Below are 23,024 nucleotides of genomic sequence, written 5' to 3'. Positions count from 1 at the left end.
GGTCAGACCATGTCACGGGGGATCTCCTCATCCCAATGGCGTTCAAAGATCAGGGTATCGGCCTCGTGGATTTTCAGGCTTTGCTCGACGCGGAAGTGGGTGGCGGTGCAGGACATCCGCCCGGTGGAGTGGTGATGGATGGTGTGGCCGGGAAATTGCATCGTCACTTTGTAATCGGTCACGGTGACGGCAGAGAGCGGGTCGCCGTCGATGATTTCGTGGCTGATAATGCCGGTGGCGGTTTGGGTCTGGCCAATGTCAGGCATGGTTTTGCTATAGGTCCAGCGCGGGAAATCGACGGTCATTTTGCCGGAGAGAAGGTCTCGGGTAACGCGGCGCAGCGGTGGATTTTCCACGGGGTGGTAGGTGTGCGGGGTTTGCGGGGCGCGGATGGGAGGGGCGAAGGCGGGCAGGCTGGCATCCTCGGGGCGCGTTGGGCGGACGGGCAGCTCTAGGTGGCTTGCGCCCAGATGAACGGTCAGTGTGGCCAGTTCGGGCGAGGGCCAAGCGATAGGGTAATAGGTGGTTGAGATTGACACCGCGATGCGATGGCCAGCGGGGAAGGCGTGGGCGATGTCGTCTAGGTCGACCGTCGCGGTGTAGGTCTGGCCCGGGATCAGGTCGGTGGCGTGTTCATGGCTGTCGCGGTGGGTCAGGTTCAGCAGGCCAACGGTGACGCGGGTGGATCGGCCATCCGGGGCGACATCGTTGACACGGACGGCGACAAGGGCTTGGGGTTTGTCGCTGGAAAAGGTCAGGTGCAGTTGCGGGGCGCCGAGGATTTCTTTCTGTTCCGTCAGGGGGGCGCTGAGGAACACCAGCGAGCCGCCGTCGTCCTCTCGCTGATCTGTCGCCCAGTCGGCGTCATTGCCGTAACGGCCCACCTCGCCAGCGCTCAGACCGATCCAGAGGGGGGAGCAGATTTGGGCGGTGCCGTTGCCCGAACCGCCGAGGATGCCGTGAAGGCCAAGGGCCAGATGCTGCGGCTGGATGCGGGAGGACGGCCAACTATCCTCTGCCACCCATCGACCGGGGCGCTCAAGATAGCAGGTTTGCGGCGGCACATAGTCTTGCATCCAGACGCGATACATCGGCTGATCCATCATGCCGGTGTCGATGCCTTTGGTCCAATGATCCAGCCAGCGCACCAGCTCTTGCAGCCACCCGATGGCGGGTTCGACGGTGACTTCGTGGGGATAGCTGTGCGCCCAAGGGCCGATCAGACCCAGACGCGGGCCTTTGAGGTTGGCCAGCAAGCGCGGCACGGCTTCGGAGTAATTGTCGGCCCAGCCGCTGATCGCATAGACCGGGATGGTAATGGCCGAGAAGTCTTCGCAAACCGAGCCCTGCTTCCAGTAATCATCGCGGCGCTGGTGGTGCAGCCATTCGATGATCCACGGTTGGTTGGCGTGGATGCGATCCATCCACATCTCGCGCCATGCGTCCCCCACCACTTGGCTGTCGGGCGGCAGGTCGTTTCCCGAGAACATCGTGGCGGACCAGTCGAAATTATCCTTGGACAGACAACCACCGACCCAATGAATATCGGTCGCATAGCGATCATCAGTTGATCCCACCGTGATCACCGATTTCAACGCCGCAGGCTGGCGCGCGGCGATTTGCAGGCCGTTGAAGCCGCCCCATGAAATGCCGATCATCGACACCTGGCCATCACACCACGGCTGCGCTGCCAGCCATTCAATCGCAGCGACGCCGTCAAGCTGTTCCTGCTCGGTATATTCGCCGGTGATCACGCCTTCCGACTCGCCCGTGCCGCGAATGTCCAGCCGCATACAGGCGTAGCCATGCCCTGCCACATACATATGCAGGCCCTGATCACGGGTGCGGGTGCCGTCGCGCAAGCGATACGGCAGGTATTCCAGCAAGACCGGAACCGGAGTTGCGCCAGTCAGCGCGGTTTCAGGCAGCCACAGCTTTGCCGCCAACCGCGTGCCATCTGGCATCGGCACCCAGAGGGTTTCGATGATCTGAACGGGATGCGGAAATTCGGTCTGGATCTGTGGCATGTTTTCCTCTTGTTGAACGATCATGTAACAAGCTTAGCCCATTTGGCAACATAAATTTAAGGGCATTGACGCAGGACGAAACCCGCACATACTATACGATCATTCAACACTGAGGCGATGATGGACCCCACCCATGCGATCTTGTTCGAGCCTGTGAAGATCGGGCCAGTGACGGCACCGAACCGATTCTACCAGACTCCGCATGCCACCGGCCTAGGGTGGCAGCGCCCACAAGCCGGGGCGGCTTTGCGTGGCATGAAGGCTGAAGGCGGCTGGGGCGTGGTCTGCACCGAGTATTGCTCGATCCATCCGACCTCGGACGACAGCCCGCACGGATTTTTGACGCTGTGGGATGACAGCGACATTCCGGCGTTGGCGCTGACCGCCGATGCGATCCATGCGCATGGGTCACTGGCGGGGATTGAGCTGTGGCACGGCGGCGCGCATTCCTCAAATCGGATGACGCGAGTGCCGGGGATTGCGCCGGATGTGCAGCCTGCGATGTTTCATCTGCCGACCACGGCGCGGGCGATGGATTCCAGCGACATCAAGGCGTTTCGCGGATGGCAGCGGGACGCAGCTTTGCGCGCCAAGCAGGCGGGTTTTGACATTATCTATGTCTATGCGGGCCACGATTATCTGCCGTTTCAGTTCCTGTCAGGCCGCAGCAATACCCGTGGCGATGCTTATGGCGGATCACTGGAAAACCGCGCGCGGCTGCTGCGCGAGATGATCGAGGATACCAAGGAAGCCGTCGGCGACACTTGCGCCGTTGCGGTGCGGCTGGCGGTCGATGAATTGCACGGCCCGCGCGGCATCACCAGTGCGGGCGAGGGGCGCGAGGTGATCGAGATGCTCGCCGAATTGCCCGACCTGTGGGATGTGAATATCGCGGGGGCGCTGGGCAATGACAGCAAATCGGCGCGCTTTAGTGCCGAGGGGTTTCAGGAACCTTATGTGGCTTTTGTCAAAAGCCTGACGACAAAGCCGGTGGTTTCGGTGGGGCGGTTTACGTCGCCCGAAACCATGGTGGCGCAGATCAAACGCGGCGTGCAGGATTTCATCGGCGCGGCGCGGCCCTCGATTGCCGATCCGTTCCTGCCGCTGAAAATCCGCGAAGGCCGGGCCGATGAAATCCGCGAATGTATCGGCTGCAACATGTGCCGCGCTGCGAATAATGAGGCCGTGCATCTGCGTTGCACGCAGAACCCGACGATGGCCGAGGAATGGCGGCAAGGCTGGCACCCTGAACGGATTGCAGTGCTTGCGCAGCGACAGAAAGTGCTGGTGGTGGGCGCAGGGCCCGCGGGGCTGGAGGCGGCGCTGAGTTTGGGGCGGCGCGGGGCCGAGGTGAGTTTGGCCGAAGCTGGCAATACTTTGGGCGGGCGGATTTTGCGCGAATCGACGCTGCCGGGGCTTGGCACTTGGGTGCGCGTGCGCGACTGGCGGGCGCATATGATCGGCAAGCTTCCGAATGTTCAGGTTTATCCCGCCAGCGAGATGACGGCGGACGATATTGCCGATTTCGGTGCGGATCATGTGGTGCTGGCCACAGGCTCGCGCTGGCGGCGGGATGGCATTGGGGTGGCGGGGATGCAGGCGCTGGATTTGCCCAAGGCGCTGACTCCCGATGATATTTTCGCGGGCGCGGCAGTGTCTGGCCCGGTGGTGATCTATGACGATGATCATTATTTCATGGGTGGCGCTTTGGCCGATCGGCTGCGCGCGCAGGGCCATGACGTGACCTATGTGACGCCCCACGCCACAGCGTCCAGTTGGACGGCGATGACCGATGAGCAGGGATTTGTGCAGGCAAAACTGCTGCAGGCGGGCGTTAAAATCGTCGTGTCGCACCTGCTGCTTGGACAAGACGCTGGCGCGGTGCGGCTGGCCTGCGCCTATACCGGGCGCGAGGAGGAAAGGCCCTGCGGCACGCTGATCGTGGCGACGGGGCGCATACCGGTGGATGATCTTTTCGCACCATTGCTTGCGGCTGGGGTGGCGGTTTCCCGGGTCGGAGATTGCCTGCAACCCTCGTCCATCGCCGATGCGATCTACGCGGCGCACCGCTTTGCCCGCGGATTCGGGGCGGCGACGGATGCCGTGTTGCGGCGCGAAAAGCCACCCTTGAAAGGCATGATATGAGCGATCCCACCCCACGCAAACGCAGCGCAACCCGTGGCCCGCGCACAATGGGCGCCTTGCATCAAGCACCGTTCGGGCAAATCCCGCGCCCCTATCCCCCGACCGAAGTTTTGTCGGCGGATCATGTCATGGCAATCCATAACTCAGCGTTGCGGGTGCTGGCCGAGATTGGCATGGCGGTGCTCGAACCCCGCGCGCGGGACTTGTTCGCGCGGGCGGGGGCTGAGGTTTCGGGCGAAACAGTGCGGCTGGATGCCGATCTGGTCGCAAGCCTGCTTGCCACAGTGCCGCGCAGCTTTACACTAGAGGCTCGCAATCCGGCGCGAACCTTACGCTTTGGCGGTGCGGATTGCGTGTTCGCCTCGGTTGGCGGCCCGGCCTATGTGATGGACAATGACGGCGGGCGAAGGAACGGCAGCTTTTCCGAGATGCAGGATTATCTCAAGCTGGTGCAAAGCCTGAACGTGATCCAGCAAAGCGGCGGCAATCCGTTCGAGCCGATGGATCTGCCCGCCCACACCCGATACCTCGATTGCTTTCACGCGCAGATCCGGTTGCTCGACAAGAATTGGCAGACCGAAACTTTGGGGCGGCAACGCACGTTGGATGGCATCGAGATGGCGGCGATCTCTTTGGGCACCACGCCAGAAGGCCTGCGGGATCGCCCCTGCCTGCTGGGGATCATCAACACCAACTCGCCGTTGCAATTGGATATTCCGATGGCCGAGGGCCTGATCACCATGGCCGAATATGGTCAGGTTGTGGTGATCACGCCGTTCACGTTGGCAGGCGCGATGAGCCCGGTGACGCTCGCGGGCGCTTTGGTGATGCAGCACGCCGAGGCAATGGTGGGCATCGCTTTAACGCAAATCGTGCGGCCCGGCGTGGCGGTGATGTATGGCGGATTTACGTCGAACGTCGATATGCGGTCGGGTGCGCCTGCGTTCGGCACGCCGGAATATACCAAGGCGGCGCAAGCCTCGGGCCAGTTGGCGCGGCTGATCGGGGTGCCGTTCCGCTCTTCCAACGTCAATGCGGCCAATGAGGTCGATGCACAGGCGGCTTACGAGGCGCAGATGTCGCTCTGGGGCGCGATGATGGGCGGTGCGCATCTGATCGAACACGCGGCAGGCTGGCTGCATGGCGGTTTGACCGCGAGTTTTGAGAAGCTGATCGTCGATGCCGAGATGCTGCAGATGATGCAAGAGTATTTCAAACCGCTGGTGGTGGATGAGGCGACCTTGGCCTTTGACGCTATCCGCGAAGTTGGCTCTGGCGGGCATTTCTTCGGCGCGGATCACACCATGCGCCGCTACGAGCAGGCGTTCTACACGCCGCTGGTGTCAAATTGGGATAATCATACGACATGGCTGGGCAAAGGCGGAGTGCAGACGCGGGAACGCGCAAATGTCATCTGGAAACAAATGCTTGCAGAGTATGAACAGCCACCGCTTGATGCCGCCATCGACGACGCACTGGCGGATTTTGTGGCGCGGCGCAAACAAGAAGGCGGCGCTCCGATGAATTGAAGCCGCAACGCGGCACGTCTTTTGCGCCAATGAAGATGGTGTAGAATCTTGAGGTCGGTGACGACCCCATTCCAATTCGGCCATTTTGTGCATATCATTTCCGATGATACGCCGTGCGCGGGACGGCTTGCGGCTGCGTGACGCAAGATCACCGCAGGCAATGGCGACCTCATCCGTTCGACGCATGATCAGTCTAAAACTACCACACAAGCGGTGATCTCTCCCCTTGCCAACCCCTTCCCCCTAACCTATACGACCCCATCCACGGCTCCGAGGCGACTCGGAATCGGTGGTATTACATTGATCCACCGGGTTCAGCGTGACCTTGCCGCAAGGCATGGGCGCTCTGGTGATTGAAAAAGGAACAGGCGCATGACCGCCAAGGAACTTCTGGGCAAATCGCCCGAGCAGCTGCGTGAGAGCCTGATCGCTCTTAAGAAAGAAGCGTTTAACCTGCGCTTCCAGGCCGCGACCAACCAGCTTGAAAACACCTCGCGTATGCGTGCCGTCCGTCGGGAAGTGGCGCGTATCATGACCGTGTTGAACCAGAAAGCCGCAACCGCGGCTGCGAACTAAGGAGCGCACTATGCCTAAACGTATCCTGCAAGGCGTCGTGACTTCTGACAAGAACGAGCAGACCATCACCGTTCTGGTGGAACGCCGCTTCAAGCACCCGCTGTTTCACAAGACCGTGCGTAAGTCGAAGAAATACCGCGCGCATGATGAGAACAACACCTACAAGACCGGCGACTCGGTTCGCATTGAAGAATGTGCTCCGATCTCGAAGACCAAACGCTGGACGGTGGTCGTGGCTGCGTAAGCCACGATTTTCGTCTTTTTCTGAATACGAAACCCTGGGCAATGATGCCCAAAGGTCGGGAGAAACCAAATGATCCAGATGCAGACCAATCTGGATGTTGCTGATAACTCCGGCGCTCGCCGGGTTCAGTGCATCAAGGTTCTGGGCGGCTCGCATCGCCGCTATGCATCCGTGGGCGACATCATCGTGGTGTCGGTCAAGGAAGCAATTCCGAAAGGCCGTGTGAAAAAGGGCGACGTGCGTAAAGCCGTTGTTGTTCGCACTGCCAAAGAAGTTCGCCGTGAAGACGGCACCGCAATCCGTTTTGACCGCAACGCCGCTGTCATCCTGAACAATCAGGGTGAACCCGTCGGCACGCGTATCTTCGGGCCAGTGGTGCGTGAGCTCCGCGCGAAGAACTTCATGAAAATCATCTCGCTGGCTCCGGAGGTGCTCTGATGGCTGCTAAGCTTAAAAAGGGCGACACCGTCGTCATCCTGACCGGCAAGGACAAGGGCGCAAAGGGCGAGATTTCGTCCGTGAACCCGACCGCCAACAAAGCCGTGGTTGAGGGCGCCAACATGGCGATCCGTCACACCAAGCAATCGCAAACCTCGCAGGGTGGCCGTCTGGCGAAAGCTATGCCGATCGACTTGTCGAACCTCGCATTGCTCGACTCCAAAGGCAAAGCAACCCGCGTGGGCTTCCGTATGGAAGGCGACAAGAAAGTGCGCTTCGCCAAAACCACTGGGGAGGCGATCTGATGCTCGACCAAGCCACCTACAAGCCGCGTCTGAAGGCTGAATACCAAACCCGCATCCGTGCGGCGCTGATGGAAGAATTCGGCTACAAGAACGCGATGCAACTGCCCAAGCTCGACAAAATCGTGCTGAACATGGGCGTTGGTGAAGCCGTCAAGGACACCAAGAAGGTCAAGAAAGCCGCCGAAGAGATGACTCTCATCGCTGGTCAAAAGGCTGTTATCACCCACGCAAAGAACAGCATCGCTGGCTTCCGCGTCCGTGAAGAAATGCCGCTTGGCTGCAAAGTGACCCTGCGCGGCGACCGGATGTACGAATTCCTCGACCGTCTGATCACCATCGCACTGCCGCGCGTCCGCGACTTCCGCGGCGTGAAGCCGACGTCGTTTGACGGCCGTGGCAACTATGCCATGGGCCTGAAAGAGCAACTGGTGTTCCCGGAAATCGAATTCGACAAAGTCGATGAAGTGCTCGGCATGGACATCATCATCTGCACCACCGCTAAGACCGATGCGGAAGCGAAGGCACTGTTGAAGCAATTCAACATGCCCTTCACGTCCTGATCGCGCGAGGAACCTGACAATGGCAAAAAAATCCATGGTGAACCGCGAAGTGAAGCGCGAAAAGCTGGTGAAGCAACATGCTTCCAAGCGCGCAGCACTGAAAGCGGTGATCAACGACCAAGCGAAACCGGTGGATGAGCGCTTCAAAGCGACCATCAAACTGGCAGAGCTGCCCCGTAACTCGTCGGCTGTCCGTTTGCACAATCGTTGCCAACTGACCGGCCGTCCGCATGCGTATTATCGCAAGCTCAAACTCTCGCGCATCATGCTGCGTGATCTCGCCTCGTTCGGCCAGATCCCCGGCATGGTCAAGTCGAGCTGGTAAGGAGGTCGCCAAATGATGATGAACGATCCTATCGGCGACATGCTTACCCGTATCCGTAACGCGCAAATGCGTGGCAAATCGACCGTGTCGACCCCTGCCTCGAAACTGCGCGCTTGGGTTCTGGACGTGCTCGTAAGCGAAGGCTACATCCGCGGTTTCGAGCGCGCCACGACCGATAACGGTCAGGGCGAGCTGGTGATCAGCCTGAAGTACTTCGAAGGTGTGCCTGTGATCCGCGAAGTGAAGCGCGTATCCAAGCCCGGCCGTCGTGTGTACATGTCGGTCAAGGAAATTCCGTCGGTCCGTAACGGCCTCGGTATCTCCATCGTGTCCACGCCGAAAGGCGTGATGTCAGATGCAAATGCGCGCGCAGCCAATGTTGGCGGCGAAGTGCTTTGCACAGTGTTCTGAGGAGGGTGGCATGTCTCGTATCGGCAAAAAACCCGTAGACTTGGTCAAAGGCGTTTCGGCGACTCTGTCCGGTCAAACCATCGAAGTGAAAGGTCCGAAAGGCACCCGCAGCTTCACCGCAACCGACGACGTGACGCTCACGATCGACGAAGGCAGCGTGAAAGTGACACCGCGTGGCACTTCCAAGCGTGCACGTCAGCAGTGGGGCATGGCGCGGTCGATGGTTGAAAACCTGATCACTGGCGTCACGACCGGTTTCAAAAAAGAGCTTGAGATTCAAGGTGTGGGTTACCGCGCCGCGATGGCTGGCAATGTTTTGAAGCTGTCGCTCGGCTATAGCCATGAAGTCAACTTCGCTGTTCCCGCTGGTGTGACCGTCACATCGCCGAAGAACACTGAAATCGTTGTGGAAGGCATTGATCAACAGCTCGTTGGTCAAGTCGCTGCGAACATCCGCGAATGGCGCAAGCCCGAGCCCTATAAGGGCAAAGGCATCCGCTATAAGGGCGAGTTCGTGTTCCGCAAAGAAGGCAAGAAGAAGTAAGGGACACAATCATGGCAAACACCAAGAGAGACCTGTTCCTGAAGCGCCGTCAGCGCGTTCGGAACAAAATCAAAGCGACTTCGCATGGGCGCCTGCGCCTGTCCGTTCACCGCTCGAACAAAAACATCAGCGTGCAGCTGATCGACGATGTGAAGGGCGTCACCATCGCCTCCGCCTCCACGCTGGAGAAGGAATTCGGTGTGGTCGGCCAGAACAACGTCGAAGCAGCGACGAAAATCGGTTCGGCAATCGCCGAGCGGGCCAAAAAGGCCGGTGTTGAAGTGTGCTACTTCGACCGCGGCGGTTTCCTCTTTCACGGTAAGATCAAGGCTTTGGCCGACGCTGCCCGTGAAGGTGGATTGCAGTTCTGAGGAGTTGAAAAATGGCAGAACGTGAAAACCGTCGGGACAATCGTGGTGGCAATGATCGCCGCGATAACCGGCCGGAAGAAACCCCGGAATTCGCTGACCGTCTGGTCGCGATCAACCGGGTGTCGAAAACCGTCAAGGGCGGCAAACGCTTTGGCTTTGCTGCACTCGTCGTAGTTGGCGATCAGAAAGGCCGTGTCGGCTTCGGCAAGGGCAAGGCAAAGGAAGTTCCGGAAGCGATCCGCAAGGCGACCGAGCAGGCCAAGCGCCAGCTTATCCGCGTGCCGCTGAAAGACGCCCGCACTTTGCACCACGACATGGAAGGCCGTCATGGCGCCGGTAAAGTGGTGATGCGGACGGCTGTTGCCGGTACCGGGATCATCGCCGGTGGTCCGATGCGCGCTGTGTTCGAGATGTTGGGCCTGCAAGACGTGGTGGCAAAGTCCATCGGGTCGCAGAACCCCTACAACATGATCCGCGCCACCATCGACGGGCTGAAGTCGGAAACCTCTCCTCGTCAAGTCGCGGCACGCCGTGGCAAGAAAGTGGCAGAGATCCTGAACAAGCCTGCTGCTGAAGTTGTGGAGGCCTGATCATGACCGATACCAAGAAAACCATCGTGGTTAAGCAGGTGGCTTCGGCTGCCCGCCGCCCGGCGATCCAGACCGCGACCCTGAAAGGTCTTGGCCTGAACAAAATGAACCGCACCCGCGAACTGGAAGATACCCCTTCCGTGCGCGGCATGGTCAACAAGATCTCGCATCTTGTGCAGATCATCGAAGAGCGCGGTTAAGCATAAGCCAAAGGTGCGTGAGATCACGCACCCTGCGCTACTAAAAACGCCCCGCCGCAAGGTTGGGGCGTTTTGCATTTTCTGATGTCCGCTTCCATTTAGGACGACGCCAGCCGCTCTTGCCCGATTTGTCCCGCGACAAATCGGGCCTCGCCTGCCTGCCCATGGGCAGGCGCGTTACCGCGCCCACCCCAGACAGACGCGCCCCGATTTCCAAACGTGGGTCTCAGCCCACCACCGCTTGCTCGACGGCCTTCGACCTTACGAGCAACTGACTGGAAAACGCTGCCCCGCAGCATTTTCTTTCGGCTCGCGCCAAATGGCAGCGGTTCCGCGCTACTGCGTAAACCGAAACGCTTCACAAAACCGCACCAACCGCGCGTTGGCCTTGTCCTGCAAAGCCCAACCCCAAGCCTCATCCAGCACCGCCTGCGCAGCTTCAATTCGTTCGCCATCCCGCTCGCCATGCACCTTTGCATCACCGTGGAATAGGCTGCCCCGCACGTCTTGAATGACCAAAAAGAAATCTGAAACCGAATTTACCGCCCGCGCCTTCTTCCACGACACTTCCCGGTCCCGGTCCACCTTCAACAGCCGAGGTGGCGCGTTGAAAAGCACCTGAACCTCTGGCAACCCCCGGCAATGCGCCAGAAACCCATCGCCCAGATCAGCGGCAAACCCCGCCCAACCCGCCTCGGCCGAGGTGCCGGGCTTTTCATATTTCAGATACCCCGCCAGCTTCAGCGCATACTCAAACCGCGCAAAGGTCGCGACCAAGCTGCCCCATTCATTCTTGAACAGCAGCTTAATCCCCGCCCGATAATTGGTATCCACCGCCATCTGATAGCCCCCAGAGCAAAACAGCCCGCAGATACGCAGGATAAAGCCGTTCTGTCCAGACAGTGCCGCCTTGCCCGATCTGTTCCCAAACAAATCGGGGCGCGCCTGCCTGCCCCCGGCAGGCGCGAGTCCGCGCCAGCCAAGGCAGCCGCGCCCCGATTTCATACCCCACAGCTTGCGGCATCAGCCTCCTTGCTCAACGGCTTCCAGCCTTATGAGCAACGAACCGAAAAACGCTCTCCCAGAGCGTTTTCCTTCGGTTCGGCGCAAACCCCTCAGCGCATTGCTCTCTGGTAAGCCCCTTGATCCCCAACCCCATCCCCTCTATACGCCCGCAATGCCCCACCTATCGGCATAAGAATCATGAAACAGCCGCGTTGCCCTCCCCGTCGCAGGGAGAAGCTTTCCGGCATAGGAGTATGCGACATGAAATTGAATGAACTGCACGACAATCCCGGTGCAACCAAAAAGCAAAAGCGCGTGGCACGTGGTCCGGGTTCGGGCTCGGGTAAAACCGCTGGCCGCGGTATCAAGGGTCAGAAATCGCGTTCGGGCGTCGCTATTGGCGGCTACGAAGGCGGCCAGATGCCACTGTATCGCCGTCTGCCGAAGCGCGGCTTCAACAAGCCGAATCAGGATCGCTTTGCGGTGATCAACCTCGGCCTGATCGAGAAATTCATCGGCCTTGGCAAACTCGACGCGAAAGCTGAGATCACCGAGGATATGCTAGTTGACGCAGGCCTGACCGGCCACAAGCGCGACGGCATCCGTATCCTGAACAAAGGGTCGATCACCACTGCGGTCAAACTGAACGTGACCGGCGCTTCTGCTGCGGCTGTTGAAGCTGTGGCAGCCGCTGGCGGCACCCTGACCGTGGCACCTGTCTTGGAAGCTTTCACCAAAGCGGTCCGTAAAGCATAAAGCAGCGGGTCTGGTTCGGATAAAAACTGCCTTATCGAAAAACGCGTTCGAGCGAATACGAGAGGCAGCGATTTTCGATGCAATCCAAACCAGACACGCTTTAACGCCTTGTGAGCGGTTGCTAGTCCGCTTACATCGGCTTATGTTTCCCGCGCCGCCGACCGGAAACGGTTTGGCGGCGCTTCCCATATTGGGCTTACGCAGAAAGAACTGGGCATGGCTTCAGCTGCCGAACAGATGGCCGCGAACCTCAGCTGGGGTACGCTAGGCAAGGCGACGGATCTCCGTAGCCGGATTTTCTTCACCATTGGTCTCTTGATGGTCTATCGCCTTGGCACTTATGTGCCGGTTCCGGGCATTGATGGCACCCAGCTGCGCAACTTCATGGATGAAGCCGGGCAGGGCATCGGCGGTATGCTGTCGATGTTCACCGGTGGTGCGATCAAGCGCATGGGGATCTTTGCGCTGGGGATCATGCCGTATATCTCGGCCTCGATCATCATTCAGCTGTTGGCCTCTATGGTTCCGGCGCTGGAGCAGATGAAGAAAGAGGGCGACCAAGGCCGCAAGAAGATGAACCAGTGGACGCGCTACGGCACCGTCGCGCTGGCAGTTCTGCAGGGCTTCGGCATTGCCAAATCCATTGAGGCGGGCGGCCTTGCGCACAGCCCGGGCATGTATTTCGTGATTTCCTGCGTCGTCACGCTGGTCGCGGGCACGATGTTCCTGATGTGGCTGGGTGAACAGATCACCGCGCGCGGGATCGGCAACGGCACCTCGCTGATCATCTTCACCGGCATCGTCGCCGAAATTCCGCATGCTTTGGCGCAATTCTTCAGCCAGGGCCGGGCGGGGGTGATCTCTACCCCGGTGATCCTTGGAGTGTTGGTGATGGTCGTCGCCGTGATCGCCTTTGTGGTGTTCATGGAGCGCGCTTTGCGCAAAATCCACATCCAATATCCCCGCCGTCAGGTTGGCATGAAGGTCTATGATGGCGGTTCCAGCCATTTGCCGATCAAGGTCAACCCAGCGGGCGTGATTCCGGCGATCTTCGCCTCGTCCTTGCTGCTGCTGCCGACCACGATTGCGACATTCTCGGGTGCCAATACCGGCCCGGTGATGTCGACGATCCTTGCCTATTTCGGCCATGGTCAGCCGCTGTATCTGGCGTTCTTCGTCTTTATGATCGTGTTCTTCGCGTATTTCTACACCGCGAACGTGGCGTTCAAGACCGATGAAGTCGCTGAAAACCTGAAGAACCAGAACGGCTTTATCCCCGGCATCCGCCCGGGCAAAAAGACCGAAGAATATCTGGATTACGTCGTCAACCGGATCCTTGTGCTCGGGGCTGCCTATCTGACCGCCGTGTGCTTGCTGCCTGAAATCCTGATCAGCCAGTTTTCGATCCCGTTCTATTTCGGCGGCACCTCGGTGTTGATCGTGGTCTCGGTGACGATGGATACGATCAACCAGATTCAATCGCATCTGCTGGCGCATCAATACGAAGGCCTGATTGAAAAGTCGCAATTGCGCGGCAAAAAACGCAGCACCGCCAACCGTCCGCCTGCGCGGCGCTGAGTGGGGCTATGACTTCAGGCCCGGCGTGTTCCGCCGGGCCTTTTCTTTGACAGAAAGGTGCGACATGGCAAATATCATCCTCCTCGGCCCGCCCGGTGCAGGTAAGGGCACTCAAGCCAAGCGCTTGGTGGATGAACGCCAGATGGTGCAGCTTTCGACCGGCGACATGCTGCGCGAGGCCAAGACCTCGGGCACCGAAATGGGCCGCCGTGTTGCCGAAGTGATGGATAAGGGCCAGCTTGTCACCGATGATATCGTCATTGGCCTGATTGCCGAAAAGCTGGCCGGACCTAGCGCTGGTGGCTTCATCTTTGACGGGTTTCCACGCACTTTGCCGCAGGCCGATGCCTTGGCAGAGCTGCTGGCCAGCCACGGCCAAACCCTTGATGCGGTGATCGAGCTGGTGGTTGACGATGCAGCGCTGGTTGGCCGCATCACCCGCCGCGCCGAAGAGACCAAGGCCAAAGGCCAGCCAGTGCGCCGCGACGACACCCCCGAGGTGTTCGAGCTGCGCCTGCGCGAGTTCTACAAGAACACCGCGCCGCTGATCGGCTATTACTGGGCGAAAAAAGACCTGCGCCAAGTCGATGGTATGGCGGAAATGGACACGGTTGCAGCCGAGATTGCCAAAGTTCTTGACAAAGCGTGATTACTGCACCCGCTGGCCTTGACGCTCTGGGAAAAACCCCATAAAGCACGGCGTCCCGCAGCGGAATCGCTTGCGGGATTCCTTATTTGTTAAGGATTCGAATCGCCCTCCGGCTTCTGGCTTTGGGGCGGTGTTGTGAAAAAAGGTTCTGGCGTTACGGAACCGCAACCATGAAGGAATACACGTTTGGCACGTATTGCTGGCGTTAACATCCCGACCGCGAAACGGGTTCCGATCGCGCTCACCTATATCACCGGCGTTGGCCCGCATATCGCAGAGCAAATCTGCGAAAGCGTTGGCATCGACCGCGCCCGTCGCGTCAACCAGCTTTCGGATGCCGAAGTGCTGCAGATCCGCGAATACATCGACGCGAACGTCACGGTTGAAGGCGATCTGCGCCGCGAAACCTCGATGAACATCAAGCGTTTGATGGATCTGGGTTGCTACCGTGGTCTGCGTCATCGTAAGGGCCTGCCGGTCCGCGGTCAGCGCACCCACACGAACGCTCGCACCCGCAAGGGCCCCGCAAAAGCCATCGCTGGCAAGAAGAAATAAGGGGAGCGTTTAGATATGGCACGCGATACCAAATCGACCCGCACGAAGAAAAAAGAACGCAAGAACATCGCCGCTGGCGTGGTTCACGTGAACTCTTCGTTCAACAACACCAAAATCCTGATCTCCGACGTTCAGGGCAACGCGATTTCCTGGTCGTCTTCGGGCACCATGGGCTTCAAAGGCTCGCGGAAATCCACGCCTTACGCGGCTCAGATGGCTGCTGAAGATGCGGCCCGCAAAGCACAAGAGCATGGCATGAAGACTGTTGAAGTCGAAGTGCAAGGTCCGGGTTCGGGCCGCGAGTCTGCTCTGCGCGCACTGGCTGCTGTCGGCCTGAACGTCACTTCGATCCGTGACGTGACGCCGCTGGCACACAACGGCTGCCGTCCGCCGAAGCGCCGTCGCGTCTAAGACATCACTACAGGTCGGGTCGTGCGATGTCTGCACGGCCCGATTTCTGCATTTCTGAACCTCGGGCGTCCTTTGCTTTCGGACATGAGCAAAAGACAAGTATGGAGGCGGTCACATGATCCACAAAAATTGGCTTGAACTGATTAAACCGACGCAGTTGGTTGTAAAGCCGGGGGCCGATGCACAGCGCACCGCCACCGTCTACGCTGAACCGCTGGAGCGTGGTTTCGGTCTGACCCTTGGCAACGCGCTGCGCCGCGTGCTGATGTCGTCGCTGCAGGGTGGCGCTATCACCTCGGTGCAAATCGACAACGTGCTGCACGAGTTTTCCAGCGTGGCTGGCGTGCGCGAAGATGTCACCGACATCATCCTGAACCTCAAGGGTGTGTCGATCAAGATGGACGTTGATGGGCCGAAACGCCTGTCGATCTCGGCCAAAGGTCCGGGCGTTGTCACCGCTGGCGACATCTCGGAAACCAACGGCATCGAAATCCTGAACAAGGAACATGTCATCTGCCACCTCGACGATGGCGCAGATGTGTTCATGGAACTGACCGTCAACACCGGCAAAGGCTATGTTGCCGCTGACAAAAACCGCCCGGAAGATGCGCCGATTGGCCTGATTCCGATCGACGCGATCTATTCGCCGGTCAAGAAAGTGTCCTACGAAGTCACCCCGACCCGCGAAGGTCAGGTGCTGGACTATGATAAACTGACCATGCGCATCGAAACCGACGGCTCGCTGACGCCAGAAGACGCGGTGGCCTATGCCGCGCGTATTCTGCAAGACCAGCTGGCCGTGTTCGTCAACTTCGACGAGCCGGAAGCAGCTGGCAAAGGCGTCGAAGATGCTGGCCTCGAATTCAACCCGCTGCTGCTGAAGAAAGTAGACGAGTTGGAGCTTTCGGTGCGTTCGGCAAACTGCCTGAAGAACGACAACATCGTCTATATCGGCGATCTGATCCAGAAAACCGAAGCAGAAATGCTGCGCACCCCGAACTTCGGCCGCAAGTCCTTGAACGAAATCAAGGAAGTGCTGTCGGGCATGGGGCTGCATCTGGGCATGGAAGTCGAAGATTGGCCGCCGGAAAACATCGAAGATCTGGCCAAGCGTTTCGAAGACCAGTTCTAAGAAATTGTAGGGTGCGTGCTTGCACGCACCTTCAACCAAATGCCCGGACTGCCGGGGAAAATATGGGCAACAACGCCCCAAGGTGAGCGGGACCAATCGTAGGCCCTGCCGGACAAAGCAAAACACGCGAATAGGAGATTCCAATGCGTCACGCCTCTGGTTACCGTAAGCTAAACCGCACCCACGAACACCGCAAAGCGATGTTCGCCAACATGGCGGGTTCCTTGATCGAGCACGAGCAGATCAAAACCACCCTGCCGAAAGCCAAAGAACTGCGCCCGATCATCGAAAAGCTGATCACTCTGGCAAAGCGCGGCGACCTGCACGCCCGCCGTCAAGCGCATTCGCAGCTGAAGCAAGACATCCACACCGCGCGCCTGTTTGAAATTCTCGGGCCGCGTTACCAGGATCGTCAGGGCGGTTACGTCCGCGTGCTGAAAGCCGGCTTCCGCTATGGCGATATGGCTCCGATGGCGATCATCGAATTCGTTGATCGTGACCCGAACGCGAAAGGTGCAGCAGACCACGCCCGCACCGCCGCAGAAGACGCGTTCGAGGCGTAAGCCCACCGCGCATTCCCTTAGAAAACCCGCCCTAACCGGCGGGTTTTTTTATATCTGCCTTATCTTTACGTGACGTCAACGGAATGAAGAGCCCGGACTCTGCATCAGGGCTTTCAATTAAGTAAATTCTTGTAATTGATGGTAAACAGGAAACGCACTGTTGCCGATCCGGGTATAGTAGCCATCCCGCGAACTGCCTAAAGTTGTAAATGAATCGAGAGATCGAATAAACATGTCAGTAAAGCTAGGTATAGATGTCGAGTTACACCAACTTTCGCTTATGGCCCCGGCGGGTTACTTCGTCGGCCTCCATATTCGTTTCACCGCTCCTCTGGTCACCTACCAAACCTACGATCAGCGTTGGCTCGACTACTACACCGAAAAAGGCTACGTCCTGCGTGACCCAATGGTAGCCTGGGGCTTCAGTGCCACTGGCACCATCCGTTGGAGCGATCCCGCCCTGCCAGACCCGTTTGGCCTGTTCGTAGAGGCCGCAAGATACGGCCTGAACTATGGCGCCACAGTTGCCTGTGGCCCGGTCAAATCACGATCCATTGCCTCTTTTGCGCGGGCGGACCGCGAATTTGAGGACCATGAAATTGCAGCCATCGCCACCATCGTGCATCGGCTGCATGACGTGACAGAGCCACCCGAAGAGCTGACGAAGGCTCAGATAGAGGCTCTGCGCTGTATCGCTGGGGGGGACCGGTTTACTGCCGCTGCGGCGAAACTGGGCATATCAGAAAGCGCGCTTAAAGCCCGCGTAACATCGGCGCGCATCCGTTTGATGGCGCGCACCACAGCCGAAGCCATTCAACGCGCAAAGGATTATCGGCTGATCTGACAACCCCCTCCGCGATGTTCTGACTGCCATCTGAACATAATGGAGACCACCATGCTCACCACCACGCTTTCTTTTGCCAACCTCCACAACCATGGAGAGCTGTTCGCGAACATGCTTCGCGCCCGGCGTGAACTTTTTATTGTCCACAACAAGTGGGACCTGCCCGAGGCTTTGGGCATGGAATACGACCAGTACGACACTCCGGCCAGCCGCTGGGTGGTTGTGCATGACGATAATGGCCGCGTTATGGCAGGAAATCGTCTGACTCCGACCACCGCGAAATGCGGCATCTACAGCTACATGATCCGTGACGCACAGCGCGGTCTGCTCGATACGATCCCGGCCAACCTGCTGACGGATGAAGCCCCGGTCGGTGATCATATCTGGGAATCGAGCCGCCTGTTCGTCGCCCATGACGTGCCGTCCTCGATCCGCCGCCGCGTGCATGCCCAGCTGATCGCGCAGCTTGGCGAAACCGTCCGCAGCCTGAACGCCACCCACTGCCTGACCCTCTTGGCCGCCACCTGGCCCCGCTGGGCCGACCGTGTGGGTGTGAAGATGCGCGCGATGGGCCCGGTGATGGAGATCGACGCCATCGACAACCAAGTGGTCGAGATGGATTTCAGCCTGACCAAGCACTAAGGCGCAACCTGCGGCGGCCTATGGGGAGCAGGGCCGCCCGCAGACTCCGAAATCGCTCTATGAGGACAGCCACTTGTGCTTGTATGGCACCCGAAGGGTGGGCCATTGCACGATATGGTCGGCCGCCTTCTGGGTCTTTTCGATCAAATCTGTGTAACGGAGTGATCTTGATCACTCCAGAATGTTAAAAGAGCATCCAAAAAATGTTAGAGGAACGTCAAGCGCTACAGGAGGAACTTGATTTTGGATTTTTTCTCATGTGATGCTGGTCAGTGTGCCATGATTGCCAAACAATGTCCCGAGGGTGCCGTGGTCTTGGATAAAGAACAGGGTAGCACTGGGCGCATACTTTTTCGACCTACGCTCATGCTTGCAGGTCATGGTCTAGAGTTATTGCTCAAGGCATGCATGTACTGGAACGGAAAACCTCCAAAAACAAGTGGGCCGCAAGGACACGATATCCTTGCTCTCTGGAGCGAAGAAATTTGTGAACCAATCCGAGGCAATGTCTTTGCAAATGCCATAAAGGTCGCAACCGCCGCGCGCGAAACCCATGATTATCCTGACAATCCCCGCGATGAAGAGGTTCTACCGCTTATCGAAGAGTATGTTCTTGCGCTTGGTAATCTGCATGGCGTGCGCGGCTATCCGTTGCGGTATCCATCCTCGCGTGAGCACTTGGCGCCACGAACTCCGTTTCTCGTAAAATCGCTCCATGCCACTGCCGATGATTTTGTGAAACGGCCAAATGAGTTCAAATTGATACGTTTTCGGGGTGAAGATTGAGGCGATTGCACCTGAAAATCTCAGTGACTGCGCCAAAACTCCGCTTTTCGATCTGCTGTCCATAGGCGAATGGGCCGGTGTTCATAAGTTTTTATGGGCGCCGCTCTCACACGCAATCCGCCTTCCCCCGCCCCGCTTTGCCGCGTAAACTCCCCGCATGTCAGACCTTTTCGACACCCCCGGCAAACCGCAGCCAGAGGCACCGCGCCCCTTGGCCGATCGTCTGCGCCCGCGCGCGCTATCCGAGGTGATCGGACAATCCCACGTCCTCGGCCCCGATGGCCCCTTGGGCGCAATGCTGACCGCCAACAGCCTGTCCTCGCTGATCCTGTGGGGCCCGCCCGGCGTTGGCAAAACCACCATCGCCCGGCTGCTCGCCCACGAATCCGACCTCGCCTTCGTGCAAATCTCGGCGATTTTCACCGGCGTCCCCGATCTGCGCAAAGTGTTCGAGACCGCCAAGATCCGCCGCCAAAACGGTGGCAAAGGCACCCTGCTGTTCGTCGACGAAATCCACCGCTTCAACAAAGCCCAGCAAGACGGCTTCCTGCCCTATATGGAAGACGGCACCATCCTTCTGGTCGGGGCCACCACCGAAAACCCCAGCTTCGAGCTGAACGCCGCTCTGCTCTCCCGCGCGCAGGTCATCATCCTCGAACGCCTCAACCTGATCGATCTCGAACTTCTCGCCCAACGCGCCGAAAAAGACCTCAACCGCCAACTCCCCCTCAACGGCGACGCGCGTGAGGCGCTGATCGAGATGGCCGACGGCGATGGCCGCGCTTTGCTGAACCTGATCGAACAAATCGCCGCATGGAAACTCGACAAACCCCTCGACCGGGCGCAGCTTTCCACCCGCCTGATGCGCCGCGCCTCGAAATACGACAAATCGGGCGAAGAGCATTACAACCTGATCTCGGCCCTGCACAAATCGGTGCGCGGCTCTGATCCCGATGCGGCCCTCTACTGGTTTGCCCGCATGCTGGAAGGCGGCGAAGACCCGCGCTTTCTCGCCCGCCGCATCACCCGCATGGCGGTTGAAGACATTGGCCTCGCCGACCCGCAAGCGCAGGCCATCTGCCTCGAATCCTGGAACACATACGAGCGCTTAGGCTCCCCCGAAGGCGAACTGGCGCTGGCGCAAGCCCTCGTCTACCTCGCGCTCGCGCCCAAATCAAACGCGGTCTATACCGCCTACAAAGCCGCCCGCGCCGCCGCCCGCGAAACTGGCAGCGAACCACCGCCTTTGCACATCCGCAACGCCCCCACCAAACTGATGAAGGAAATCGGCTACGGTGCGGGCTACGCTTATGATCACGACGCTGAAGACAGTTTTTCGGGCCAAAACTACTTCCCCGACGCGATGAAGCGCCCGATCTATTACAATCCACCCGAACGCGGCTTTGAACGCGAGCTGAAAAAACGCATCGACTATTTCGTCAAACTGCGCAGCAAACGCAACGCGACCTGATCTGCACGTTTCAGACTGGCCTAAATATCCCGGGGGTTTCGGGGGCTGGCCCCCGTGCGCCAGTTGACAAACCGCGCCCTACGGATCAATGAAAACCCATGTTCTACACGCTGTCCCAAGTCGCCCTCGGCGGCGCCATTGGCTCTGTTTTGCGCCACCTGTGCATCTCGACCCTCGGCGCACCGATTGCCACGCTGCTCGTCAATGTCGCGGGCAGTTTTGTCATGGGCGTGCTTTACATCACTCTCAGCCGCAGCCTGTCGCCACTGGTGATGACGGGTATCCTCGGCGGCTTCACCACTTTCTCTGCCTTCTCTCTCGACACACTGAAACTCTGGCAATCCGGCCAGATCGCGCAGGCCGCGCTTTACACCGCCGCCTCCGTCACCCTTTCGCTTTCCGCCGTCGCCCTTGGCGCAGCCCTAGCCCGTGGAGCCCTCGCATGAGCGACGTTCAACTGATCACAGTAACCGACAATGATGGCGAACAACGCCTTGATCGCTGGTTCAAAAAGCGCTTTCCGCAAGTCACCCAAGGCCATGTCGAAAAGATGTGCCGCACCGGCCAAGTCCGTGTCGACAGCGCGCGCGCCAAGGCATCCGATCATGTCATGCCCGGCCAAACCATCCGCATCCCGCCGCTGCCAGATGCCGCAGCCCCAGTCCAGCGCCGCGCGGGCAGCTATTCCGCCGCCGATGAAAAGATGATCCAGAACGCGGTCTTGTGGAAGGATGAGCATATGATCATCCTCAACAAACCCCCCGGTCTGCCGTCGCAAGGTGGGTCTGGCCAAGGGGATCGCCATGTCGATGGCCTGACCGATGCGCTGAAATTCGGCTACAAAGATCGCCCAAAACTGGTGCACCGGCTTGATAAAGACACCTCGGGCCTGTTGATGCTCGCCCGCACCGACCGCGTGGCGCGGGCTTTGTCCGAAGCCCTGCGCCACCGTCTCACCCGTAAAATCTACTGGGCCGCCGTCGCAGGCGTGCCGCATCCGCGCCAAGGTTCGATCAAATACGGCTTGCAGAAATCCGGTGGCGGCAAGTATGGCGACGAAAAGATGATCTGTATTCATCCCGCCAAAATGGCCGATTACCCCGACGCCAAACGCGCGCAGACCGATTACTTTACGCTGTGGTTTTTGGGCTCGCGCCTGTCGTGGATGGCGCTGGAACCTGTCACCGGACGCACCCACCAGTTGCGCGCGCATATGGCCGAAATGGGCCATCCGATCTTGGGCGACAGCAAATACGGCCTCACGGGGACCGAAAATATGGGCGACGGTTGGGGGGCCAGCATCGGCGGCGACATCAGCCGCAAGCTGCATCTGCATGCCCGCATGCTGACCATCGAACACCCGATCCACAAGAAAATGATGACTTTCACCGCCCCCTTGCCCGAGCATATGGCCCGCACCTGGAAGACCCTCGATTGGGGCGAAAACGATGTGCCAGCCGATCCGTTCTCGGGTGCTGCATGAGTTCTTGGACGGCGAAACGCTTTTGGAAACAAGCCGTTGCGGAACCCTGCGACGGCGGTTTCACCGTCACCCTTGATGGCCGCGCGGTAAAGACTCCGGCCAAGCGCGCATTGGTTGTGCCGACGCTTGCGATGGCCGAGGTGATCGCCGCCGAATGGGATGCGCAATCTGGCCGGGTCAAACCCGAAACCATGCCCGCGACCCGCGCCGCCAATTCCGCCATCGACAATGTGGCCATTCAATTCGACGCCGTGGCCGCCGACCTCGCCCGCTATGGTGAAACCGATCTACTCTGCTACCGCGCGACCGGCCCGCAAGAATTGATCGACCGCCAGTCCGATGCCTGGGATCCGCTGCTGGAATGGTCCGCCGCCGCTCTGCGCGCGCCATTGATCGCCACTGCGGGCGTCATGCACATCCGCCAGCCCGAAACTTCGGTTGCCAAGCTTGCCGCGCAGGTCCGCGCTTTTACCCCGTTCCAGCTCGCCGCTGTCCACGATCTGATCGCCATCTCTGGCTCGCTGATCCTCGCCCTTGCCGTCACGCGGGGCCGTCTGTCGCTGGATCAATGCTGGGCGCTGAGCCGAATCGACGAGACATGGCAGAACGAACTTTGGGGCGTTGACGAAGATGCTGCCGCCTTAGAATCGCTTAAACTGCAGGCACTGGCCGAAGCGGCGCGATTCTTCGCATTGTGCGGGTAACAATCTTCTCTCTGGCTGCCCCTTCTTTGCGCAATCTGTCTGCCTGATTGCCCCAAAGCGTTATGATAGCGGTAAATTCCGCTATATTGGCAGTTTTGCTTGACCGATTGCAGGGCTATGTCCGAGTATGACCAGCACTGGCGACCGTGTTCGTCATGGGGAGCGTACCCGCATAAGATG

General features: G+C 59.2%; 29 protein-coding genes. 27 read left to right on the top strand and 2 right to left on the bottom strand.

Features of this window, described 5'->3' with window-relative positions; all coding sequences use genetic code 11:
* Positions 1–2 precede the first annotated feature (2 nt).
* Positions 3–2,027: a CocE/NonD family hydrolase gene (locus tag QQJ98_RS17640; protein ID WP_284326661.1), complete on the bottom strand. Its 2,025-nt coding sequence runs from the start codon at positions 2,025–2,027 to the stop codon at positions 3–5.
* Positions 2,028–2,147: 120 nt separating this feature from the next.
* Here QQJ98_RS17640 and QQJ98_RS17635 point away from each other — a divergent pair, with 120 nt between their 5' ends.
* From QQJ98_RS17635 to rpmD, 13 genes are all read left to right on the top strand, one after another.
* Complete coding sequence (locus tag QQJ98_RS17635) at positions 2,148–4,172, top strand: oxidoreductase (RefSeq protein ID WP_284326660.1); 2,025 nt, start codon at positions 2,148–2,150, stop codon at positions 4,170–4,172.
* Positions 4,169–5,701 carry a trimethylamine methyltransferase family protein gene (locus QQJ98_RS17630; RefSeq protein ID WP_284326659.1) on the top strand — a complete coding sequence of 511 codons (1,533 nt, stop codon included), beginning with the start codon at positions 4,169–4,171 and terminating at the stop codon, positions 5,699–5,701. The genes QQJ98_RS17635 and QQJ98_RS17630 overlap by 4 nt, the downstream gene beginning before the upstream one ends.
* Positions 5,702–6,073: 372 nt before the next feature.
* Entirely contained in the window at positions 6,074–6,277 is a 204-nt protein-coding gene (gene rpmC / locus QQJ98_RS17625; protein WP_284326658.1) for a 50S ribosomal protein L29, read from the top strand.
* Positions 6,278–6,287: 10 nt separating this feature from the next.
* The gene (gene rpsQ, locus QQJ98_RS17620; RefSeq protein ID WP_284326657.1) at positions 6,288–6,521 is read left to right on the top strand and encodes a 30S ribosomal protein S17; all 234 of its coding nucleotides are present in this window, start codon (positions 6,288–6,290) and stop codon (positions 6,519–6,521) included.
* Between the two features lie 69 nt (positions 6,522–6,590).
* Positions 6,591–6,959 (top strand): 50S ribosomal protein L14, encoded by a 369-nt coding sequence (gene rplN, locus QQJ98_RS17615; RefSeq protein WP_013066055.1) that lies wholly within the window; start codon positions 6,591–6,593, stop codon positions 6,957–6,959.
* On the top strand, positions 6,959–7,264 hold the full coding sequence (gene rplX / locus QQJ98_RS17610) for a 50S ribosomal protein L24 (protein ID WP_284326656.1): 306 nt from the start codon (positions 6,959–6,961) through the stop codon (positions 7,262–7,264). Before rplN ends, rplX begins: the two co-directional genes overlap by 1 nt.
* Positions 7,264–7,824 carry a 50S ribosomal protein L5 gene (gene rplE, locus QQJ98_RS17605; protein WP_284326655.1) on the top strand — a complete coding sequence of 187 codons (561 nt, stop codon included), beginning with the start codon at positions 7,264–7,266 and terminating at the stop codon, positions 7,822–7,824. Before rplX ends, rplE begins: the two co-directional genes overlap by 1 nt.
* Before the next feature lie 19 nt (positions 7,825–7,843).
* Positions 7,844–8,149, top strand: coding sequence for a 30S ribosomal protein S14 (gene rpsN / locus QQJ98_RS17600; protein WP_284326654.1), 306 nt, complete (start codon positions 7,844–7,846; stop codon positions 8,147–8,149).
* Between the two features lie 12 nt (positions 8,150–8,161).
* A complete protein-coding gene (gene rpsH, locus QQJ98_RS17595; protein WP_284326653.1) occupies positions 8,162–8,560 on the top strand; it encodes a 30S ribosomal protein S8 in 399 nt (132 codons plus the stop codon).
* A 10-nt stretch (positions 8,561–8,570) separates the two neighbouring features.
* On the top strand, positions 8,571–9,104 hold the full coding sequence (gene rplF, locus QQJ98_RS17590; protein ID WP_284326652.1) for a 50S ribosomal protein L6: 534 nt from the start codon (positions 8,571–8,573) through the stop codon (positions 9,102–9,104).
* An 11-nt stretch (positions 9,105–9,115) separates the two neighbouring features.
* The gene (gene rplR, locus QQJ98_RS17585) at positions 9,116–9,475 is read left to right on the top strand and encodes a 50S ribosomal protein L18 (protein ID WP_284326651.1); all 360 of its coding nucleotides are present in this window, start codon (positions 9,116–9,118) and stop codon (positions 9,473–9,475) included.
* Positions 9,476–9,486: 11 nt separating this feature from the next.
* On the top strand, positions 9,487–10,065 hold the full coding sequence (rpsE, locus tag QQJ98_RS17580) for a 30S ribosomal protein S5 (protein WP_284326650.1): 579 nt from the start codon (positions 9,487–9,489) through the stop codon (positions 10,063–10,065).
* 2 nt (positions 10,066–10,067) lie between these two features.
* Positions 10,068–10,265, top strand: coding sequence for a 50S ribosomal protein L30 (gene rpmD, locus QQJ98_RS17575; RefSeq protein WP_284326649.1), 198 nt, complete (start codon positions 10,068–10,070; stop codon positions 10,263–10,265).
* A gap of 336 nt (positions 10,266–10,601) precedes the next feature.
* On the opposite strand, the gene QQJ98_RS17570 is transcribed toward rpmD, so the two are convergent.
* Positions 10,602–11,105: a hypothetical protein gene (locus QQJ98_RS17570; protein ID WP_284326648.1), complete on the bottom strand. Its 504-nt coding sequence runs from the start codon at positions 11,103–11,105 to the stop codon at positions 10,602–10,604.
* 426 nt (positions 11,106–11,531) lie between these two features.
* On the opposite strand from QQJ98_RS17570, the gene rplO reads away from it, so the two are divergent.
* From rplO to QQJ98_RS17500, 14 genes are all read left to right on the top strand, one after another.
* Positions 11,532–12,026, top strand: coding sequence for a 50S ribosomal protein L15 (gene rplO, locus QQJ98_RS17565; RefSeq protein ID WP_284326647.1), 495 nt, complete (start codon positions 11,532–11,534; stop codon positions 12,024–12,026).
* A 216-nt stretch (positions 12,027–12,242) separates the two neighbouring features.
* Complete coding sequence (secY, locus tag QQJ98_RS17560; RefSeq protein WP_284326646.1) at positions 12,243–13,604, top strand: preprotein translocase subunit SecY; 1,362 nt, start codon at positions 12,243–12,245, stop codon at positions 13,602–13,604.
* A 64-nt stretch (positions 13,605–13,668) separates the two neighbouring features.
* Entirely contained in the window at positions 13,669–14,253 is a 585-nt protein-coding gene (locus QQJ98_RS17555) for an adenylate kinase (protein ID WP_284326645.1), read from the top strand.
* A 186-nt stretch (positions 14,254–14,439) separates the two neighbouring features.
* Positions 14,440–14,808, top strand: a complete 369-nt coding sequence (rpsM, locus tag QQJ98_RS17550) for a 30S ribosomal protein S13 (protein WP_284326644.1) — start codon at positions 14,440–14,442, stop codon at positions 14,806–14,808.
* A gap of 15 nt (positions 14,809–14,823) precedes the next feature.
* Complete coding sequence (rpsK, locus tag QQJ98_RS17545; protein ID WP_284326643.1) at positions 14,824–15,219, top strand: 30S ribosomal protein S11; 396 nt, start codon at positions 14,824–14,826, stop codon at positions 15,217–15,219.
* Between the two features lie 115 nt (positions 15,220–15,334).
* Positions 15,335–16,351, top strand: a complete 1,017-nt coding sequence (locus QQJ98_RS17540) for a DNA-directed RNA polymerase subunit alpha (RefSeq protein WP_284326642.1) — start codon at positions 15,335–15,337, stop codon at positions 16,349–16,351.
* A gap of 143 nt (positions 16,352–16,494) precedes the next feature.
* Positions 16,495–16,914 (top strand): 50S ribosomal protein L17, encoded by a 420-nt coding sequence (gene rplQ / locus QQJ98_RS17535; RefSeq protein WP_284326641.1) that lies wholly within the window; start codon positions 16,495–16,497, stop codon positions 16,912–16,914.
* Between the two features lie 232 nt (positions 16,915–17,146).
* Complete coding sequence (locus QQJ98_RS17530; RefSeq protein WP_284326640.1) at positions 17,147–17,758, top strand: autoinducer binding domain-containing protein; 612 nt, start codon at positions 17,147–17,149, stop codon at positions 17,756–17,758.
* 51 nt (positions 17,759–17,809) lie between these two features.
* Complete coding sequence (locus tag QQJ98_RS17525; protein ID WP_284326639.1) at positions 17,810–18,400, top strand: acyl-homoserine-lactone synthase; 591 nt, start codon at positions 17,810–17,812, stop codon at positions 18,398–18,400.
* A gap of 243 nt (positions 18,401–18,643) precedes the next feature.
* Positions 18,644–19,186, top strand: a complete 543-nt coding sequence (locus tag QQJ98_RS17520) for a hypothetical protein (protein WP_284326638.1) — start codon at positions 18,644–18,646, stop codon at positions 19,184–19,186.
* A 157-nt stretch (positions 19,187–19,343) separates the two neighbouring features.
* Positions 19,344–20,657: a replication-associated recombination protein A gene (locus QQJ98_RS17515; protein ID WP_284326637.1), complete on the top strand. Its 1,314-nt coding sequence runs from the start codon at positions 19,344–19,346 to the stop codon at positions 20,655–20,657.
* A gap of 98 nt (positions 20,658–20,755) precedes the next feature.
* The gene (gene crcB / locus QQJ98_RS17510; protein WP_284326636.1) at positions 20,756–21,103 is read left to right on the top strand and encodes a fluoride efflux transporter CrcB; all 348 of its coding nucleotides are present in this window, start codon (positions 20,756–20,758) and stop codon (positions 21,101–21,103) included.
* Positions 21,100–22,140 carry an RluA family pseudouridine synthase gene (locus QQJ98_RS17505; protein ID WP_284326635.1) on the top strand — a complete coding sequence of 347 codons (1,041 nt, stop codon included), beginning with the start codon at positions 21,100–21,102 and terminating at the stop codon, positions 22,138–22,140. Before crcB ends, QQJ98_RS17505 begins: the two co-directional genes overlap by 4 nt.
* Positions 22,137–22,844: an ATP12 family chaperone protein gene (locus tag QQJ98_RS17500; protein ID WP_284326634.1), complete on the top strand. Its 708-nt coding sequence runs from the start codon at positions 22,137–22,139 to the stop codon at positions 22,842–22,844. The genes QQJ98_RS17505 and QQJ98_RS17500 overlap by 4 nt, the downstream gene beginning before the upstream one ends.
* Positions 22,845–23,024: the final 180 nt, after the last annotated feature.

Origin of the sequence: Cypionkella aquatica (assembly GCF_030161095.1) — a bacterium.
Classification (GTDB): Bacteria; Pseudomonadota; Alphaproteobacteria; order Rhodobacterales; family Rhodobacteraceae; genus Cypionkella; species Cypionkella aquatica.
This window is presented reverse-complemented; position numbering and strand designations above follow the sequence as displayed.